This is a genomic window from Yersinia sp. 2541 StPb PI (assembly GCF_052217145.1).
In the GTDB taxonomy this organism is placed as follows: Bacteria; Pseudomonadota; Gammaproteobacteria; order Enterobacterales; family Enterobacteriaceae; genus Yersinia; species Yersinia enterocolitica_E.
The window spans coordinates 1,292,449-1,311,017 of the sequence record NZ_JAZGQB010000001.1 but is presented as its reverse complement, the minus strand read 5'-3'; the positions used below and the strand labels follow the sequence as shown (position 1 = coordinate 1,311,017).

Genomic DNA, 18,569 nt, shown 5'->3' with positions numbered 1-18,569 from the left:
TTTAGGTATTAGATACAGAATAATGAGTAATAAAATAATTACTCTTTAGGGTTAATCGGTGGTAGATATTGAGCAAGATCAATTAATTTAGTGGTTATTTACGCAGTTTGTCACTGTTAAATCTATTTGCGTTATTACCTTTTTTATATAACGATTTGTTTAATGAGAATAGCTATCAAACAAGATGATACTTTGGTAATTATTTCTTCAGGTAAACTGTTGCGGTTAAATGAATTTGGCCTCAGTTTTGAGGTACACTTAGATCGCAGTTTTACTAACAATAATGGATAACGTAGCCTGCTAAATTGGCTATCGAAAATAATCTGTATTCAACAGCCAAAATATTTAACGTCTATACCCAATAGATTACAAAGTGCAGGAAGGCGGTCAGGAACAGATGTGCTCACCGCTCACAGTGGCCGAGTAACATCAACCGCCAATCCCCCGATGCAATTTGCAAGATAATGGGCATATATCGGTTACAGGGACATTACTTATATGACCAAAAGTCACACCATTATGATCGTTGATGACCATCCCCTTATGCGCCGTGGTATTCGGCAATTACTTGAGATGGACCACAGTTTTGATGTCGTTGCCGAAGCTAACTGCGGCAGTGAGGCTATTACCGAAGCGGCCAAATGTCAGCCGGATGTCATTCTGCTCGACCTGAATATGAAAGGGATGTCTGGGCTAGATACCCTAAAAGCATTACGACATGACGGGATTGATGCGCGAATTATCGTGCTGACGGTTTCTGATGCGCGCAGCGATGTATATGCCATGATTGATGCCGGTGCTGATGGTTATCTGCTCAAAGATAGCGAACCGGAAGTATTACTGGAAAATATCCGTCAGGCAGCGCGTGGCGAGAATGTATTCAGCAATGAAGTTGCACAATACTTATCCTCCCGCCATGAAGAGATTAATCCTTTCTCCGAGTTAACCGAGCGCGAATTAGATGTGCTGCAAGAAGTGGCGCGCGGTATGTCCAATAAGCAAGTCGCATTTGAATTACACATTTCAGAAGAAACCGTAAAAGTACATATTCGTAATTTATTGCGTAAGTTAAATGTGCGTTCGCGAGTGGCAGCAACCATTCTGTTTTTGGAAAATAAAAAGTACTAACCACCACCCAATTATTTAATAGCCACCAAACTACTCGCTGGCTATCAGGCTACTCAATGGCCGCTAAAATAAAATCATGGTTATCGTATATCCATTTTTTGTTCAGTGGCCCCCAACTATCTAACTGGTAATAACCCGCGTTATTGCGCACGCCACACTGCACAAAAGTCAGAGTGATACCCAAACCGGGTAGCGCCTTCAAGACATCTTGCAAGGTGCGCCGTGGCCAGCCGGTCAATTCCATCAAGCGCGGTACATTAAGCGAGTCACCACTGCTGATTAACCAGCAGAGATAGATACGGCGGGCAAACACTGGATTTAGCTCCATAAAAATTCCTATTTTGAGTGACTGCTATTCCCTACCCATTTAACATCGCAACAAGGCTGCCACGCTAAATTCTTGGGATATAATCAGTTTACCTGATGCCAGAAAAAACACCTGTTTATCATTATTTTCTACATTGAGATGGATTAACTCAGTTTTATCGAGGTTTTTTACAGGTTCTCCATATTTTCTTCACGTTTCCACCCGCATTCCCGCGTAAAGTGCACAGTAGATTCTGCTGGATATGATTTTTTATTTATAGAGGCTGGCACTGCATGGCTAATTTTTTCATCGACCGCCCGATCTTTGCTTGGGTATTGGCGATAATTTTGTGTCTTACCGGGGCTTTAGCAATCTCGACGCTGCCTGTTGAGCAATACCCGAATCTGGCACCACCTAATGTCCGCATCAGTGCCTCATATCCAGGAGCCTCGGCACAAACACTGGAAAATACCGTCACGCAGGTTATCGAGCAAAGCATGACCGGCCTTGATAAGCTGCTGTATATGTCATCGCAAAGCAGCAACTCTGGCAGCGCATCAATAACCCTGACATTCCAAGCGGGTACTGATCCTAACGAAGCGATGCAGCAGGTACAGAATCAGTTGCAGTCTGCCATTAAAAAACTGCCACAAGATGTGCAACAGCAAGGGGTTTCAGTCTCGAAATCTGGTGATAACACCTTGATGATGGTGGCCTTTGTCTCCACCGATGGCAGTATGGATAAACAAGATATTGCCGACTATGTCGCCAGTAATCTGCAAGACCCACTTAGCCGTATCGAAGGGGTCGGTAGCATTGATGCCTTCGGTTCCCAATATGCTATGCGTATCTGGCTCGACCCCAATAAACTCAATAATTATCAACTGACCACCCAAGATATTGTCAGCGCTATCCAATCGCAAAATAGTCAGATTGCGGTGGGCCAATTAGGCGGAACCCCTTCCGTCGATAATCAGGCATTAAATGCCACCATTAATGCTCAATCTCAATTACAGACACCAGAGCAATTTAGGGAAATCACGCTGCGGGTCAACCAGGACGGCTCGCTGGTCACATTGGGTGATGTGGCTAAAATTGAGATGGGTGCTGAAAGATATGATTATCTGAGTCGCTTTAATGGCCAGGCGGCATCAGGGATGAGTATCAAGCTCGCCTCCGGTGCCAATGAACTGCAAACCGATGAGTTGGTTAAGGCCCGGATAGCAGAACTGGCCCCGTTTTTCCCGCACGGTCTTGAAGCCAAAATCGCTTATGAAACCACACCGTTCGTTAAAGCCTCAATCAAGGATGTGGTAAAAACATTGTTGGAAGCCATTTTGTTGGTTTTCCTGGTGATGTATCTCTTTTTGCAGAATTTCCGCGCCACCCTTATCCCAACAATCGCCGTCCCAGTGGTGCTATTGGGCACGTTCGCAGTACTGTCGGCGTTCGGATTCAGTATTAATACCCTAACCATGTTTGCCATTGTATTGGCGATCGGGCTGTTAGTTGACGATGCCATCGTGGTGGTAGAAAACGTCGAACGAGTGATGAGCGAAGAAGGACTAGGGCCACGCGAAGCGACTCGTAAGTCTATGGGGCAAATTCAGGGCGCATTGGTGGGTATTGCGCTGGTGCTGTCTGCCGTGTTTATCCCGATGGCATTCTTCGGTGGGACCACCGGGGCCATCTACCGCCAATTCTCCATTACCATCGTTTCTGCCATGGTGCTTTCGGTGCTGGTCGCCTTGATTCTAACCCCAGCACTTTGCGCCACCATGCTCAAACCCATTCAGCAGGGCCATCATCACACCAAGCGTGGCTTTTTCGGTTGGTTTAACCGTATGTTCGATAGTAACACTCGCCGTTACGAGAAAGGTGTGGCTCAGGTGTTACATCATAGTCTGCGCTATATGTTGCTCTATTTTCTGCTGTTGGGCGGGCTGGCTCTGTTGTTCATCAAGTTACCGACGTCGTTCTTACCATTGGAAGACCGTGGTGTGTTTATGGCGCAAGTCCAGCTCCCAGTGGGATCAACCCAGCAACAGACACTGAAAGTGGTTGAAAAAGTAGAGAACTACTTCCTGACGGAAGAAAAGAATAATGTGTTGTCGGTATTCTCAACGGTGGGGTCCGGCCCAGGTGGTAACGGCCAAAATGTGGCACGCCTCTTCATCCGGCTGTCTGATTGGGATCAGCGTAAAGAGAGTAATAACTCTTCTTTTGCCATTATTGAACGCGCCACCAAAGTATTTAATAAAATTGCCGAAGCCAGAGTGTCAGTCAGTAGCCCGCCGGCCATTTCAGGCTTGGGTGGCTCATCAGGTTTTGATATGGAATTACAAGATCACGGCGGTTTGGGCCATGACAAATTGATGGCTGCTCGCGATCAGTTATTACAGATGGCGGCTAAAGAGCCAGCCCTGACCCGGGTGCGACATAACGGATTGGACGATAGCCCGCAGTTGCAGATAGATATCGATCAACGCAAAGCACAAGCATTGGGCGTAGCACTGGATGATATTAATAACACCCTGAAAACGGCCTGGGGTTCGACTTATGTTAACGACTTTGTTGATCGTGGGCGGGTGAAGAAAGTCTATGTGCAGTCTGAGGCCACCGCCCGTATGCTGCCGGAAGACGTTAACAAATGGTATGTCCGTAATAAAAGCGGCAGCATGGTGCCCTTCTCGGCGTTCTCTACTACCCGCTGGGAATATGGCTCACCACGATTGGAGCGCTATAACGGTTATTCTGCACTGGAGATTGTCGGTGAGGCGGCACCAGGTATCAGTACCGGTACTGCAATGGATGTTATGGAGAATCTGGTCAAACAGCTACCGAATGGTTTTGGTCTGGAGTGGACAGGCATGTCCTATCAGGAGCGGCTATCGGGTTCACAGGCCCCGGCCCTCTATGCCATCTCGTTACTGGTGGTGTTTTTGTGTTTGGCGGCATTGTATGAGAGCTGGTCAATACCGTTTTCTGTGATGTTGGTGGTGCCTCTCGGGGTTATAGGTGCGGTGGCGGCCACTTGGATGCGTGGGTTGGAGAATGACGTTTATTTCCAGGTCGGGTTGCTGACCATTATTGGCTTATCGGCCAAAAACGCCATTTTAATCGTCGAGTTTGCCAGCGAATTAAACAATAAAGGTAAAGATTTAGTCGAAGCCACTCTTGAGGCTTCCCGCCAGCGGTTGCGGCCTATTTTGATGACCTCGCTGGCATTTATCTTTGGTGTATTACCCATGGCTATCAGCCAGGGTGCAGGCTCAGGTAGCCAACATGCCGTAGGTACTGGTGTGATGGGGGGGATGATTTCAGCTACCGTGCTGGCGATTTTCTTTGTACCGCTGTTCTTTGTTCTGGTGCGTCGTCGCTTCCCAGGCAGGCCACCGCGCGCGAAAGAGTCACGAGAGCCGCTACCCCCCAAGGATGGGCCGGGTAACTAGAGACGCCAACACACCTACGGTTTGAAAGATGACATCTGATTATGCCCAATAGATTTCAAGCTGTAGGAAGACGGCAAGCAAGAGAATCCCGATGAGCTGACATCAAGTCAGTGATTCGGGTGAACGAGAGCCGCCAACACACCTACGGTTGGAAAGATGACATCTGATTATGCCCAATAGATTTCAAGCTGTAGGAAGACGGCAAGCAAGAGAATCCCGATGAGCTGACATCAAGTCAGTGATTCGGGTGAACGAGAGCCGCCAACACACCTACGGTTTGAAAGATGACATCTGATTATGCCCAATAGATTTCAAGCTGTAGGAAGACGGCAAGCAAGAGAATCCCGATGAGCTGACATCAAGTCAGTGATTCGGGTGAACGAGAGCCGCCAACACACCTACGGTTTGAAAGATGACGGGCATAAAAAAGGCAGAGCCAATATGGTCTCTGCCTTTCTGGCGAGCGATTTTTCGCCCCTGGGTGTAATAAGTCAATCGTTAAAACAACAAAAAGATAGTTACTCTTACTGCCGGTTTATTCGCTTATGCCTTACGCAGCATAGCATCGATAAACTCTTTCCACGTGCTTAACTCAAATTCAACCATAACATCCTCTCTAATTATCGCGGCCAATTATACGCCTATTTTTTGAACAGTCAAAATTGAAAGTAAGCTACCTAACGGTTGAAATGAGATCTGTCGCAGAGATCTTGAATTTTGCCCTGTCACTGAGTTTCCTCAGCCAGCATTACATCACTTGCCTGTTTTATCATTCGAGAGTAGCGTGCTCAGATATATAGGGGTAAACGCAGTTTTTGACAAAACCCGTTATTGGCAAAATACAGAGCACAACCATGAAACACTCCATCGACTCATTAAAAGAGCTGGGCCGTTATGATGATGCGGTGGCAATGGCGCTGGACTTACTGCGTCGTTCACCAGATAACGCCAGTCTGCTGTATAAGATTGCCTCACTGTATGATGTGCAGGGGTTGGAGTTGCAGGCAATCCCATTCTATCGGGCCGCTATTGAGCACAATCTGGTAGGTAAAGAGTTGCAGGAGGCTTATTTGGGGCTGGGCAGCACTTATCGCGCTCTGGGGTTATATCAAGAGTCACTGGATACATTTGACCGCGCGTTAGCCCATTTCCCACAAGCGAAAGAGATTACCTTATTCCGCGCCATGACACTGTATAACCTCGGTGAAACCAAAGAGGCAGTCGCTGCGTTATTGATATTGCTGGCTGAAACCTCAAACCATCAGGACATCAGCCTCTACCAAAAAGCGATTCGCCAATATGCCGCTAACCTTGACCGTATTGGCTAAACCAACAGCTCAGTTCTGATTACCGCCGCGCTCAACAACGCATAGCCGTCTGGATTCAAATCACATTTTCCCGCATTATGGGCAAATTGCTCCCCTTGAGCCGGGCAGTCGTCTATACGGCTGACCTGATTTGCCATTCTAGCCGAGGTATTATTTTTCCATGTCAGATAGCCTAGCCACTCCATCATTGCGCCTTTATGGCATTAAAAATTGCGATACCATAAAAAAGGCCCGCCGCTGGCTGGAAGAGCAAGGTATTGCCTATCAGTTTCACGATTATCGTGCAGACGGATTGAGTGACGAACGCCTGCAAGGTTTTATCGATCAACTGGGTTGGGAACCATTGCTCAATACGCGCGGTACCACCTGGCGTAAATTGCCACAAGCCCAACGTGATGCAATAACCGATGCTCTGGCCGCCAAAGCGCTGATGCTAGAACAGCCAGCCATAATTAAACGCCCGCTACTGGAAGCCACCAATGGCGAAATGCTGCTGGGCTTCAAAACTGAAAGTTATCAACTTTTTATTCAACAACATAATATTAAACAACACGTTATCGAGGTGCAATAACATGATCTGTCCGGTAATCGAACTGGCCCAACAATTAATTAAACGCCCGTCGCTCAGCCCTTCTGATGCGGGCTGCCAGGCGATCATGATTAAGCGCTTAGAGGCTATCGGTTTTACGGTAGAACCTATGAATTTTGGCGATACCCTTAATTTCTGGGCCTGGCGCGGCGAAGGTGAAACCTTGGCATTTGCCGGTCATACCGATGTGGTCCCCACCGGTGATGAAAGCCATTGGAGCAGCCCACCGTTTGAACCGACCATTCGTGATGGCATGCTGTATGGCCGTGGTGCCGCCGATATGAAAGGTTCACTGGCTGCAATGGTGGTCGCCGCCGAACGTTTTGTCGCGGCTCATCCAGAACATAAAGGCCGGCTGGCATTTATGATTACCTCCGATGAAGAAGCCAAGGCCATTAACGGTACGGTCAAAGTCGTGAATGCGTTGATGGCGCGTAACGAGCGGCTGGATTACTGTCTGGTTGGCGAACCCTCCAGTACTGACCGAGTCGGCGATGTGGTGAAAAATGGCCGCCGGGGTTCTATTACTGCCAACTTGCGTATCCATGGAATTCAAGGGCACGTGGCCTATCCTCATTTAGCGGATAATCCGGTTCACCGTGCCATGCCAGCCCTGAATGAGCTGGTTGCTACACAATGGGATGAAGGCAATGAGTTCTTCCCCGCCACCAGTATGCAGATCGCCAATTTGCATGCCGGAACCGGCAGCAATAATGTGATTCCCGGTGAGTTCTATGTGCAGTTCAACTTCCGTTTCAGTACAGAACTGACTGACAGCATGATTAAGCAGCGCGTAGAGGCGCTGTTGAAACGCCATCAACTAAATTACACCCTCGAGTGGGTGTTGTCTGGTCAACCCTTTCTTACCGCAAGGGGTGCGCTGGTCGATGCAGTAATTAATGCTGTTGAGCACTACACTGAAATCACGCCGCAACTGTTAACCACCGGGGGCACCTCTGATGGCCGTTTTATCGCGTTAATGGGTGCTCAAGTGGTGGAGTTAGGGCCGGTTAATGCCACTATCCATAAAGTGAATGAATGTGTTCACGCCGCTGACTTGCAACTACTGAGCCGGATGTATCAGCGAATTATGGAGCAGCTCATCGCATGACAGCTAATACATTAACACCAGAGATGCTTACCGGCCGTTCAACCGATCATCTGACGGTGTTAAGCGGCAACCATCGCCTGCAACCACAAGCTGTTGCGGCCTTTCAGGCTATGCAACAAGCCGCTAAACGAGCGGGGTTTGATTTACAACCTGCCAGCACTTTTCGCGATTTTGACCGCCAATTAGCGATCTGGAATGGTAAATTTCGTGGTGAGCGACCAGTATTAGATAAAGACAGCCAGCCGATAGAGATTTGCCAACTTGATGCTCAGGCTCGTTGTGAGGCTATTTTACGCTGGTCTGCCCTGCCGGGAGCCAGCCGCCATCACTGGGGCAGTGATCTGGATATTTACGATCCCTCCCTGTTGCCCGCAGAGACTAAATTACAGCTGGAGCCATGGGAATACCAAGCGAGTGGCTATTTTTATCCGTTGACCCAGTGGCTGGATGTTCATATGGCTGAATTTGGTTTTTACCGGCCATTTAGCGAGGATAACGGCGGTATTGCAGCAGAACCTTGGCACCTAAGTTATCGCCCGTTAGCTGCGGCGGCGGAACATTTACTGACACCCAACATTCTACTAGAAGCTTGGCAATCACAGGATGTGGCAGGCAGTGAGTGGCTGACAAGCCATTTACCCATGATTTTTTCGCGATTTATTCATACCCTATAGATTCCAAGATGCAGGAAGTCGGCAAGCGAGAATAAGGTTGATTAATCCCGACGTGCTTACGCAGTCAGGTGATTTAGGTTCTTGAGTGCAGCCACACCGGCAGTTTGAAAGATGACAGGTATATCAACGGAAGGAACTTAACCATGCACTGGTTAGCAGATTATTGGTGGATCATACTTATCCTGCTTGCGGGTATTATCTTAAACGGCATCAAAGAGTTACGCCGTCTTGATCATAAAAGCTTTTTAAAAAACAAACCAGAATTACCACCTCATCGCGATAACAATGCGCAATGGGACGACGATGACGACTGGCCGGATAAGAACAAGAAAAAATAAGTAAAGCTCGAGTCACATCAAACGAAGGGGCCAGCCCCCTTCGTCAGGGTGAATTACCTCGCAACAATGTCGTCACGCACATGGTCGATAGCCAGTTTGAGCATCGGTTGATTAATACCATGCCCAGTATTGGCATCCAGACTCAGTGTTACGCGGCAGCCCAAAGCCATTAAGCTACTGGTTGCAGCCTTGGCATGTTCCACACGAATCACCCCATCCTGCTCACCATGAATAAAATGGATCACCACGTCAGCGATGGGTTGCTGTGGTAACGTCGCAAAACGGCCACTAAACGCAATAACTTGCCCGGCTAACTGCGGCTGAGCTTTCACCCCCTCCAATGACATAATCGTGCCCTGCGAAAAACCGACCAGGGTGGTCTGCTGTGCCCCAAGGCCACTCTTCTGTTGCCAATAACGTATAATATCAATGAATTGCGACATCACCGCATTAACTCGCTCCTGACGATTATCCTCAGTAACACCTTGCACTGAGAACCACTGACGCCCACTCCCCATGTTGCTGGCGAATATACCATCAACACTGACGACCAGCGCCTGAGGAAAGGCTTGTGCAAAATGGCTACCGACCGGTGCCATTCCAGCGGCGCTATCACCAACACCATGAAACAATAATATTAATTGTTCTGGCGTTGCCGGTTGCTGCACTACGATAGAAGTCTGATTCATCAAGCGGCCTTTAATCATTAAATGACAATAACGTTACTATACGCTGCAGGTTTCGGAGAGATATTGGGTTTTATTGATGGAGTTGGTGGGAATTATTGAAGGTAACGGCGGATGCGGGATCTGACTCGGTGGATAGTCGATTGCTCGAGTAATTTATTATCAACAAAACAGGCCAATTAGCCTGTATTCATTATCATTATAAGCAGATGAGATCAAAGAGGTTTTACTATCACTTCACCTTTGCGCTCAGCAACTTCTTTAGCAGCCATAAATCGTTTGAACATTTCGACTTTGCCATCATGAATCGCTTTAAAATCAATTTTACCCTTCGTGTGGGTAGTGCCGCGTTCGTATCGCATAACAAGCCCCATCATTTAGGTAGGTGAGATTACGCTCTCTGGCAAACCGCTTAACATACCTTGGATATATCGTATTAAGGCTTCGTTCTCAGCAGAGAAATACAGACGTTGTGTGCTTTCAATGTCAGCCACCCTGAGCATGAAGTCAACTAACGCGCTATAGAGATAATGTAACTCATGTAGCAATAGGTCAATTGAGCCTTCAGGCTTTGCAAATATCTGTGTCGGGTTTAGCTCTTCCTGCTGCCTATTGTAAAAACTGGCAACAAAAACGAGTAATCCTCTGATTTTTTTACCAATCATACTGTGCATAGTGACTGCCGCCACAGGATCTAAAGAGGGGGGGGACAGAACATTAGCCTCACGGTGATGGAACGTTTTTCATCTCCCGCAAAAACAAATTCAATATCAATGTACCCCATGCCATCTTCAATTTTTACTAATCCTTCAGTGACCAATCTGTGCGTGTGCATCTAGCCTGGTATCCTCGCTATACTCATCCTGAATATGGCGAATACCTTACCTTAAGAGCCTCTTCGACACATCATGAGAAATTGAGTTTTAAGACAATAAAAGATAACTGTCATCAACCCTCTGCCATCCCCTCGACTGCCTCTTGCCGCCAACGCGCCACTAATGCTTTTCGCCCTGTGAGGGCTAGATTATTAACAATCTGCGCGGGCGAAATACCTTGCTGTAAATAATACCGTAATGCAGGAAGGGGTAATTGGCTGCGTAATAATAAACGCTGTAGAGCGGGTAAGCTCGCTTCTAACGGCCGAAAAGCAAAGGCAAAACCAGCCAGTTCACGCCAGTCGTCGTCATTTAAGGAAATGTCAGGTTGTTGAGGCGGGGATAACGATAAGGGCGTTGGGATGTCTACCCATTGTTGCAACCAATACCAATCACGCTCTAATTGCTGCCGTGCTGCCTCACAGAGCGATTGCCCCGCCGGACTCAAGGGTGATACCGCCATTGCCGCGTAACAGCCGCTGCTGGCTTCCTTATGGCTACCAATACGCACCAGATGAAAGCCACAGGCACGCCAGAAGCATTCTAATTCGGGGGTATAACCAAAACTGACTGAAATATAATCAAGCCTCTCGCGCAGCCTACACGCAAGCTCGGCGGCAATCATCTGCCGGGCTATCCCCTGCCGCCGCCATGACGGTGCGACGGCGACTCGACTGATTCGCCGCGACCGTAAGGTGGGTGCATGCCATTGCCCACTATGTGCCGCCAGTGACTGAGCCACCAAACTCCCCTTTGGCCGCCGTTTCCCTGCCCAAACGGCATGGGCTAATGCACTGCTAAGCCCCCCCTCATCCACCAGCCACAGTGCACCAATGACTGAATCAGCCACCTTGGCCGCAGAAAAATGCATCCCCGGCGCATCCATCAAACGCCGCAAATCAAGGGGGGTGGTGCGATAATGCGCACTGGCAAGCAAACCATAAAAACGTCGCAGCAATTCGGGGTAGTGCAGCCAATCGCGCTGCTTACAGGGCATAATATCGACTGACGCTGAGAGAGATTCGCGGCACGGTAGCTCATCGTCAAATAGCATAACTTCATCCACGACACGCTCTAGCGGATCACCGCTGGCCCAACGAATAGGGTCTGTTAGCGCCAAAGGGTGCCAATCGTGTAGTGTTGTACAGAACTTCAACAAGAAACCACGCCCGGTGCCTTCGTAACCCTGTACGGTGGTGGTTAATAATGCCCGTGGGAAGTACACCAATAACGCCGATAGGAGTGTGGCAGGGATAGCCGCAGCCTCATCAATCAATAACCAGTCAATGCCGCTGACATCGTTTAACCGACAGTAGTCTAATAGTGCATCCGGCGCCCAGAAGTGCGCTCGTTCTCCCGCGCACTGATTCAGCACTTGTGTGGCCGCTTTACCCGGCCCGGTAACCCAGCAGCGACCGGGCCACTGCGCTACCAACATACCGGCCAGCGTCGATTTACCGCGCCCACGGGCTGCCGTCAGCACCCAAGTGCCGCGTTCTGCCTGCATTAGGCGTTGAAGGATAGTTTGCTGTTCCTTGGTAGGAGAACCGTCGGGCTGCTGCCAGTCTGGGCGAGAGTACACCATAGGCATAGCTAGCGGCTGGTTCTGTTGCCACAAAATAACATCAGGATCAGCCTGAAGTTGACGTTGCAGATGGTGAATAAAATTCGGTGTAGTGATGGGGGTTAGTTGTTCACTCCAGCGCAAACTATCAGCGTCTGGTAAGCACGGCCACCTATCCCACTGCGGCACTAATAGCACCAGCCAGCTCCCAGCTTGCAATGCGCCGGCCAGCACCGCCAGTGCTTCGGTATTCAAACCATCGGTGGCATCAAATACGCCATGTAACCCTTCCTGCCCGAGTAAGGTTTTTGCCGCTGTCGGGTGAATTGCATTGCCAGTGTCAGGGGCCTGTTCTGCTATCCATAACCAATCACCCGGCAATTGCTGACGCAGATTTAATGCCTGCTGGCGCGACCAATCCGCGCAACCGCTGAGGACCAGTAAACGCCGTATCCCCTGCCGTGCCATTAGTGGTTGGCTGAGCACAATTTGATGGATCACGTTACGATTTACCGATCACCAGTGAAAGCAAGCCCGCGGCGATCAACGGCCCAACCGGAACGCCTCTGAATAACGCAACCCCCAGTACCGTTCCGACCAATAGCCCTGCCACCACGGACGGTTGGTGAGTCATCAACGACACGCCACGCCCGCCTAACCAAGAGACCGCAACCCCGACCACAATGGCTAATATCGATTTCCACTGCACAAAGGAGTGCAGCACCTCGCTGGCGCTAATTTTACCACTAGCAATCGGCGTCATCACGCCAATGGTCAGAATCAAAATACCGATGGTTAAGCCATACTTTTCTATCCATGGGAAAAACTGATTTAACGGAGTAATACGAATGGCGAGTAGTGTCAGAATAGCTAATGTGACGGTCATATTATGGCTAATGATGCCAAGCGCAGCCAACGCCAATAGAATCAATAAAGTTGGATCAAGAGCGGCCATGGTTATCCCTGCCTTGCAATAAATGCCGGCAGCTAGCGTGCCGGTAAGAGGAAAGTGGTCTTATGATAATCTATTTATACTTTTCGTACCTGACGCTACAGCGCTGTTCGCTGTAACGCCAATGATTTTAGCTGATCAGTTTAACGGGTGGAGAACGTGTTGCAGCTATTAGGATCACCGCTATCGAAACCACGTTTAAACCAGGTATAGCGCTGTTGTGATGTGCCATGAGTGAAGCTATCGGGGACGACACGCCCTTGCCTTTGCTGCTGTAAGCGATCATCCCCAATCGCCTGTGCCGCATTTAGTGCCGCTTGTAAATCACCCACTTCCAACACCTGTTGGTCTTCCATCGCTTTGCCCCACACACCGGCAAAGCAGTCCGCCTGCAATTCCATTTTGACCGAGAGACGATTAGCTTCAGCCTGAGATGCCCCCTGCTGCTGCTGACGCACTTTAGTATCAATACCCATCAAATGCTGCACATGGTGGCCAACTTCATGAGCAATCACATAGGCCTGAGCAAAGTCGCCCCCCGCCCCCAGTTTATTCTTCATATCTTCATAGAAAGATAAGTCGATATAAACCGTGCTATCTGCTGGGCAATAAAACGGCCCCATAACGGACTGACCGGTACCGCAACCGGTGCGCGTTGCACCACGATACATCACCAGTTTAGGCTCCTGATAGGTGCGCCCCATTTTTTGGAAAATAGGTTTCCAGGCGTCTTCTGTATCCGCCAGAACGACCGAGGTGAATTTGGCATATTGGTCATCTTTAGTGCTGACTGAACTTGGAGAACGTGGCTGTGTTTGAGTTTGTGACATCGGATCACTGCCATTTAACAGCGGGGTCAAGTCAACCCCGTAGTAGCCCGCAACCAACACCACAATCAGAATAACAATACCGCCCTTGCCGCCAATCGGAGGCCGGAACCCACCACCGCCCCCGGATGCGTCCCCGCGCCTATCTTCTACATTGTCACTTTCACGACGACCTTGCCAACGCATAGCAATACTCCCAGATATTTTCCTTACATATTATCGTAGGAAATCTGTCGAGCTAATACCATTAAAAGCTTAAATGATTGGTGTTATTAGGGGAGTTGGGCATTCAAATACATGCTCAAAGTACTTAGCGGCACAACCAGACGGCAAGTGAGAGACAAATCTGTCTGGAGCAGAACTAAACGCTGCTTGCTGCGGCTGGCCCAAAGAGGGGCTGAGTGGTGAACATAGCTAACAATGCTGTAGCGTTAAGAAAGAAAAGCATGGGGGAGATAGCGACTATCTCCCCTGCGCCAGACAAAACGGAATCGATTGCGCGGTTAGTCTAATTTTACGCCGATACGGTGTGCAACTTCTTCGTAGGCTTCAATCAAACCACCCAGGCTTTGACGGTAACGGTCTTTGTCCATCTTGTTCAGGGTTTCCTTATCCCATAAACGGCTGCCATCAGGTGAGAACTCATCACCCAACACCACTTCATCACCGAACAAACCGAACTCCAACTTGAAGTCCACCAGGATTAAACCGGCATCATCAAACAGTTTACTCAACACATCATTCGCCAGATAGCTCAGCTCTTTCATGCGGGCCAATTGTGCTTCTGTCGCCCAACCAAAGGTCTTGCAATAAGACTCATTGACCATTGGGTCATGCATGGCATCGTTTTTCAAAAACAGGTCGAACAGTGGTGGGTTTAGTTGCAAACCTTCTTCTATTCCTAAGCGTTTTACCAACGAGCCTGCGGCACGGTTACGGATAACACACTCAACTGGGATCATTTCCAGTTTTTTGACCAACACTTCGGTATCTGACAGCAAGCGTTCCATTTGCGTTGGAATACCGGCTTCTTCCAATTTAGTCATAATGAAATAGTTAAATTTGTTATTTACCATTCCTTTACGATCGAATTGTTCAATGCGCTGACCATCCAGTGCTGACGTATCGTTACGGAACTCCAATACCAATAGGTCAGGATTTTCGGTGGTATAGACGGTCTTCGCCTTCCCACGATACAACTCAGCTAGCTTTTGCATCTTATTACTCCAGTGATATGCGATAAACAGACCTTTCGTGCTTGAAGCCGCAGGGGTTAGCGCGTTCGCTCACCCGAATCACTTACCGATGTAAGTTCATCGGAATTTGTTCACTTGCCGCCGTCCTGTAACTCCAGTTACTTTAGGTATAAATAAGGAAAGGGGCCGAAGCCCCTTTGATTTTATTTGGTACTTGTAGCACCAGTTTGGCTAAATGCTGCCTGGAACACCGCGACCAGAGCATCGTTCTGAGACTGAGTCAGAGTATGCCCTTTCGGACCGATGAACTGTAAGCTACTGCGGTTATCGAGATCACCGACCTGTAACTTATAATCGCCTTCTGGCAATTCAGGGTCTTTGGCACCCAACGCATCCCAACTGCCGCTACTCATGGATTTATTGGTAACGTTAATCGAACCTTGTGGGCGGCTACGATCAGTAACCTTCATGCCAATCTTCTCAAGGGCGGCTGGCAGACGTTCCCACAATACAGCATAAGGGGCACGTACAATCAGTTGCGGTAAACCAGTATCATCGCTGCCGCTTTGAACATCTAGCGTGCCGACTTTACGGGAAGCCTGACTGCTTTCGCTATCAGAACGCACCTTATCCAGACCTTCGATAATGGCATTCAGCATTGCACCGTTGTAGCGCTGGATTTCGGTATAGCTGGTGACCGGTTGCCCACCTTGCTGTAAAGCAAGAGATTTCACCACTAACACCAACTGATAACCTTGCTCCTGCACGCTTATCTGATAACGGCCTTCAAACTGCACGTCTTCATCTGCACGGTTCCATTTGACCCAGTCAGTTGTCAACGTTTGGCTGGCATCCTGACGGCTGGCTATCGCCCAGTTTTTATCCTGTAGAACGCGGGTAACTTGCGCCCAAAGATTACGGTTTTGCGGGCTATTCTCTAACAATAGCTTGCTGGTATCGTTAGCATTTTCAGCGCGAGAACCGCTAAGCAATGCCAGTGGTTGTACCGGAGGACGGATGTCCAACTGTTTGCCCACAGCACCTTGAGAGTTGACGGAACGGATATCAAACTCACCATTTTGTATCGGCAGAATCATCCCTGCTGGTGAGTTAAGCGGCTTTAGCCCCGGAGCTTCAAGATAAGACTCGTCACCGCCAACCTGGCGTTTGTAGCGTTGGTCAGTGGAGCAACCTGCCAGCAGCATTGCCAGCGAAACACCCACTACCGTTACCACCGTCGACTTTTGCAATGTTATTGCCATCAAATTTCCCTAAGAGTTACAGCAAACCAGCGCTTTTCAGCGCATCTTCCACAATCCGTTTAGCCGGGTCAGTCAGTGGGGTCATTGGCAGACGAAGAGTGTCATTCGCCATTAATCCCAGCTTCTTCGCGGCCCATTTCACCGGAATTGGGTTTGCTTCTACAAATAAATGCTGATGCAACGGCATCAAGCGCTGATTCAAACGGCGTGCTTCTGCAAAGTTACCCTGTGCAGCCAAGGCACAAAGTTCAGCCATTTCGCGCGCAGCAATGTTAGCTGTCACCGAAATAACCCCTTTACCGCCCAGTTGCATAAAGTCCAGTCCGCTCGCATCGTCACCACTGAGCAGGATGAAATCTTCATCATCAACCAGCACTTGGATCTGACTAACCCGACTTAAGTTCCCTGTTGCTTCTTTAACAGCAACAATATTTTTAATTTTGGCTAAGCGAGCAATGGTCGGCGGTAACATATCGCAACCGGTACGCGAAGGCACATTATAGAGAATTTGTGGCAAATCGGTACTTTCAGCAATCGCTTTGAAGTGTTGATATAACCCTTCCTGCATTGGCCGATTATAATATGGCGTGACAGTCAAACATCCCACCACACCGGTATTATTAAACCGTTGGGTGAGAGAAATTGCTTCGGAGGTGGCATTAGCGCCGGTTCCGGCAATGACTGGGATTCGGCCGTCGGCCAGTTCGAGCGTCTGCATGACCACATCGACATGTTCGTCATGGTTCAGTGTTGCAGACTCACCAGTTGTGCCCACGGAGACAATCGCCGCAGTACCACTGGTTACATGGTAATCAATCAGTTTCTTCAGGCTTGCACGATCGACCGCACCTTTGTCGTCCATCGGCGTTACCAGTGCAACTATGCTTCCTGTAAACATTGGACTTCCCGTAAACATTGCCCACCCCCTCCTTAAACAAGTTCCTCATGGTACTTTTGACCTCTATCCAAAAGCAAGCAAACAACTGTGTTGTAAGCGCTTGGCAGCAGGTTTTTTTTATGTTTACCATGGTAACCCCAAAGAGCATGACAGGAAGAGCGATTTTGCCGCAGCTTGATGAACATTATCTGGTCATTACCGCACTGGGTGCTGACCGCCCAGGAATCGTGAATACCATCACCCGCCATGTCAGTAGCTGCGGTTGTAATATTGAAGATAGCCGGCTAGCCATGTTCGGTGAGGAGTTCACATTTATTATGCTGCTTTCAGGCAGTTGGAATGCGATTACCCTACTGGAGTCCACCTTACCGCAAAAAGGGGCAGAGCTTGATTTGCTAATTGTGATGAAGCGAACCAACGCTCAGGACCAAAAAGCAATGCCTGCCACAGTATGGGTAAAAGTTGAAGTCAATGACTCCCCCCATATTATTGAACGGTTTACCAACTTGTTTCATTGTCACAATATGAATATCGCCGAGTTGGTTTCCAAAACTCAGCCGGCTGAAGGCGGCAACCCCCCTCGGTTGCATATCCAGATTAGTGCGCACAGTCCCGCCAGCCAAAACAGTTCGATAATTGAACACGCTTTTTATCAGCTATGTACAGAACTCAACGCGCAAGGCAGTATTAGCGTTGTGAACTATCCACAGCATGACTCACGAATGGAGAGTTAGTAATGAGCCCATTGAAAGCCGGTGATATAGCGCCGAAGTTTAGTTTGCCCGACCAAGATGGCGAGCAGATTAGTTTGGCCGACTTCCAGGGACAACGTGTCTTGGTCTACTTCTACCCTAAAGCCATGACACCAGGCTGTACTGTTCAGGCCTGCGGTCTGCGCGACAACATGGATGAATTGAAGAAAGCGGGTGTCGAAGTGCTCGGTATTAGTACCGATAAACCTGAAAAGCTGTCACGTTTCGCTGAAAAAGAGCTACTGAACTTCACATTGCTGTCTGATGAAGATCATCAGGTCGCAGAGCAGTTTGGTGTCTGGGGCGAAAAAAGCTTTATGGGTAAAACCTACGATGGTATCCACCGTATCAGTTTCTTAATTGATGCCGACGGTAAGGTGGAGCATGTGTTTGATAATTTCAAAACCACCAACCACCACGATATCGTAGTGGATTACTTGCGCCAAAGTGCCTGAGTGATTAGTTAGTCAGAAGAGCAAAAAAAGAGCGCTCAAACGCTCTTTTTTATTCGTCATATCTTCATATACTCTAAATAATTCGAGTTGCAGGAAGGCGGCAACTAAATGAAGCCCCAAGAGCTTACATAAGTAAGTGACTGGGGTGAACGAAGGCAGCCAACGCAGATGCAGC

The 18,569-nt window shown here is 48.7% G+C and carries 19 protein-coding genes; 9 read left to right on the top strand and 10 right to left on the bottom strand.

The genetic code is table 11. From position 1 onward, the window contains the following. Nucleotides 1–498: 498 nt before the first annotated feature. Nucleotides 499–1,128, top strand: a complete 630-nt coding sequence (gene narP, locus V1953_RS05750; RefSeq protein WP_372569445.1) for a nitrate/nitrite response regulator protein NarP — start codon at nt 499–501, stop codon at nt 1,126–1,128. A 49-nt stretch (nt 1,129–1,177) separates the two neighbouring features. Here narP and V1953_RS05745 read toward each other — a convergent pair whose 3' ends face one another. Continuing rightward, on the bottom strand, nt 1,178–1,456 hold the full coding sequence (locus V1953_RS05745; RefSeq protein ID WP_083163336.1) for a winged helix-turn-helix domain-containing protein: 279 nt from the start codon (nt 1,454–1,456) through the stop codon (nt 1,178–1,180). 272 nt (nt 1,457–1,728) lie between these two features. Between V1953_RS05745 and acrD the strand changes: the two genes are divergently transcribed. From acrD to V1953_RS05715, 6 genes are all read left to right on the top strand, one after another. Beyond that, nucleotides 1,729–4,887 carry a multidrug efflux RND transporter permease AcrD gene (acrD, locus tag V1953_RS05740; RefSeq protein ID WP_442850743.1) on the top strand — a complete coding sequence of 1,053 codons (3,159 nt, stop codon included), beginning with the start codon at nt 1,729–1,731 and terminating at the stop codon, nt 4,885–4,887. Between the two features lie 854 nt (nt 4,888–5,741). After that, complete coding sequence (locus tag V1953_RS05735; protein ID WP_083163331.1) at nt 5,742–6,215, top strand: tetratricopeptide repeat protein; 474 nt, start codon at nt 5,742–5,744, stop codon at nt 6,213–6,215. A 160-nt stretch (nt 6,216–6,375) separates the two neighbouring features. After that, on the top strand, nt 6,376–6,786 hold the full coding sequence (locus V1953_RS05730; protein WP_083163324.1) for an ArsC family reductase: 411 nt from the start codon (nt 6,376–6,378) through the stop codon (nt 6,784–6,786). Nucleotide 6,787: 1 nt separating this feature from the next. Further along, entirely contained in the window at nt 6,788–7,915 is a 1,128-nt protein-coding gene (gene dapE, locus V1953_RS05725; RefSeq protein ID WP_083163321.1) for a succinyl-diaminopimelate desuccinylase, read from the top strand. Further along, nucleotides 7,912–8,589, top strand: coding sequence for a M15 family metallopeptidase (locus V1953_RS05720; RefSeq protein WP_083163318.1), 678 nt, complete (start codon nt 7,912–7,914; stop codon nt 8,587–8,589). The genes dapE and V1953_RS05720 overlap by 4 nt, the downstream gene beginning before the upstream one ends. Nucleotides 8,590–8,732: 143 nt before the next feature. Then, nucleotides 8,733–8,927 carry a YpfN family protein gene (locus tag V1953_RS05715; RefSeq protein WP_083163315.1) on the top strand — a complete coding sequence of 65 codons (195 nt, stop codon included), beginning with the start codon at nt 8,733–8,735 and terminating at the stop codon, nt 8,925–8,927. A gap of 53 nt (nt 8,928–8,980) precedes the next feature. Here the strand turns inward: V1953_RS05715 and ypfH are convergent, their stop codons facing one another. From ypfH to dapA, 9 genes are all read right to left on the bottom strand, one after another. Further along, the gene (gene ypfH, locus V1953_RS05710) at nt 8,981–9,616 is read right to left on the bottom strand and encodes an esterase (RefSeq protein WP_442850742.1); all 636 of its coding nucleotides are present in this window, start codon (nt 9,614–9,616) and stop codon (nt 8,981–8,983) included. Between the two features lie 212 nt (nt 9,617–9,828). After that, nucleotides 9,829–9,975, bottom strand: a complete 147-nt coding sequence (locus V1953_RS05705; protein WP_005183905.1) for a hypothetical protein — start codon at nt 9,973–9,975, stop codon at nt 9,829–9,831. Between the two features lie 15 nt (nt 9,976–9,990). Next, the gene (locus tag V1953_RS05700; RefSeq protein ID WP_442820617.1) at nt 9,991–10,287 is read right to left on the bottom strand and encodes a hypothetical protein; all 297 of its coding nucleotides are present in this window, start codon (nt 10,285–10,287) and stop codon (nt 9,991–9,993) included. Nucleotides 10,288–10,561: 274 nt separating this feature from the next. Continuing rightward, the gene (locus tag V1953_RS05695; protein ID WP_442851303.1) at nt 10,562–12,520 is read right to left on the bottom strand and encodes a tRNA(Met) cytidine acetyltransferase TmcA; all 1,959 of its coding nucleotides are present in this window, start codon (nt 12,518–12,520) and stop codon (nt 10,562–10,564) included. Between the two features lie 34 nt (nt 12,521–12,554). Beyond that, nucleotides 12,555–13,007, bottom strand: a complete 453-nt coding sequence (locus V1953_RS05690; protein ID WP_004876835.1) for a DUF441 domain-containing protein — start codon at nt 13,005–13,007, stop codon at nt 12,555–12,557. Between the two features lie 140 nt (nt 13,008–13,147). Next, the gene (ypfJ, locus tag V1953_RS05685) at nt 13,148–14,017 is read right to left on the bottom strand and encodes a KPN_02809 family neutral zinc metallopeptidase (protein ID WP_083163309.1); all 870 of its coding nucleotides are present in this window, start codon (nt 14,015–14,017) and stop codon (nt 13,148–13,150) included. 317 nt (nt 14,018–14,334) lie between these two features. Then, nucleotides 14,335–15,048 carry a phosphoribosylaminoimidazolesuccinocarboxamide synthase gene (gene purC, locus V1953_RS05680; protein ID WP_083163306.1) on the bottom strand — a complete coding sequence of 238 codons (714 nt, stop codon included), beginning with the start codon at nt 15,046–15,048 and terminating at the stop codon, nt 14,335–14,337. Between the two features lie 182 nt (nt 15,049–15,230). Then, nucleotides 15,231–16,289 carry an outer membrane protein assembly factor BamC gene (gene bamC, locus V1953_RS05675; protein WP_083163303.1) on the bottom strand — a complete coding sequence of 353 codons (1,059 nt, stop codon included), beginning with the start codon at nt 16,287–16,289 and terminating at the stop codon, nt 15,231–15,233. Nucleotides 16,290–16,305: 16 nt separating this feature from the next. Beyond that, nucleotides 16,306–17,187 carry a 4-hydroxy-tetrahydrodipicolinate synthase gene (gene dapA / locus V1953_RS05670; RefSeq protein ID WP_083163301.1) on the bottom strand — a complete coding sequence of 294 codons (882 nt, stop codon included), beginning with the start codon at nt 17,185–17,187 and terminating at the stop codon, nt 16,306–16,308. Nucleotides 17,188–17,351: 164 nt separating this feature from the next. Here dapA and V1953_RS05665 point away from each other — a divergent pair, with 164 nt between their 5' ends. Then, nucleotides 17,352–17,921 (top strand): glycine cleavage system transcriptional repressor, encoded by a 570-nt coding sequence (locus tag V1953_RS05665; protein ID WP_083164144.1) that lies wholly within the window; start codon nt 17,352–17,354, stop codon nt 17,919–17,921. A 2-nt stretch (nt 17,922–17,923) separates the two neighbouring features. Continuing rightward, nucleotides 17,924–18,394: a thioredoxin-dependent thiol peroxidase gene (gene bcp / locus V1953_RS05660; RefSeq protein ID WP_083163299.1), complete on the top strand. Its 471-nt coding sequence runs from the start codon at nt 17,924–17,926 to the stop codon at nt 18,392–18,394. The last annotated feature ends 175 nt before the right edge of the window (nt 18,395–18,569 follow it).

Coding starts and splice junctions, on each gene's coding strand:
- narP (WP_372569445.1), top strand. CDS start 499: ATGACCAAAAGTCACACCATTATGATCGTTGATGACCATCCCCTTATG.
- V1953_RS05745 (WP_083163336.1), bottom strand. CDS start 1,456: ATGGAGCTAAATCCAGTGTTTGCCCGCCGTATCTATCTCTGCTGGTTA.
- acrD (WP_442850743.1), top strand. CDS start 1,729: ATGGCTAATTTTTTCATCGACCGCCCGATCTTTGCTTGGGTATTGGCG.
- V1953_RS05735 (WP_083163331.1), top strand. CDS start 5,742: ATGAAACACTCCATCGACTCATTAAAAGAGCTGGGCCGTTATGATGAT.
- V1953_RS05730 (WP_083163324.1), top strand. CDS start 6,376: ATGTCAGATAGCCTAGCCACTCCATCATTGCGCCTTTATGGCATTAAA.
- dapE (WP_083163321.1), top strand. CDS start 6,788: ATGATCTGTCCGGTAATCGAACTGGCCCAACAATTAATTAAACGCCCG.
- V1953_RS05720 (WP_083163318.1), top strand. CDS start 7,912: ATGACAGCTAATACATTAACACCAGAGATGCTTACCGGCCGTTCAACC.
- V1953_RS05715 (WP_083163315.1), top strand. CDS start 8,733: ATGCACTGGTTAGCAGATTATTGGTGGATCATACTTATCCTGCTTGCG.
- ypfH (WP_442850742.1), bottom strand. CDS start 9,616: ATGAATCAGACTTCTATCGTAGTGCAGCAACCGGCAACGCCAGAACAA.
- V1953_RS05705 (WP_005183905.1), bottom strand. CDS start 9,975: ATGCGATACGAACGCGGCACTACCCACACGAAGGGTAAAATTGATTTT.
- V1953_RS05700 (WP_442820617.1), bottom strand. CDS start 10,287: ATGCACAGTATGATTGGTAAAAAAATCAGAGGATTACTCGTTTTTGTT.
- V1953_RS05695 (WP_442851303.1), bottom strand. CDS start 12,520: ATGGCACGGCAGGGGATACGGCGTTTACTGGTCCTCAGCGGTTGCGCG.
- V1953_RS05690 (WP_004876835.1), bottom strand. CDS start 13,007: ATGGCCGCTCTTGATCCAACTTTATTGATTCTATTGGCGTTGGCTGCG.
- ypfJ (WP_083163309.1), bottom strand. CDS start 14,017: ATGCGTTGGCAAGGTCGTCGTGAAAGTGACAATGTAGAAGATAGGCGC.
- purC (WP_083163306.1), bottom strand. CDS start 15,048: ATGCAAAAGCTAGCTGAGTTGTATCGTGGGAAGGCGAAGACCGTCTAT.
- bamC (WP_083163303.1), bottom strand. CDS start 16,289: ATGGCAATAACATTGCAAAAGTCGACGGTGGTAACGGTAGTGGGTGTT.
- dapA (WP_083163301.1), bottom strand. CDS start 17,187: ATGTTTACAGGAAGCATAGTTGCACTGGTAACGCCGATGGACGACAAA.
- bcp (WP_083163299.1), top strand. CDS start 17,924: ATGAGCCCATTGAAAGCCGGTGATATAGCGCCGAAGTTTAGTTTGCCC.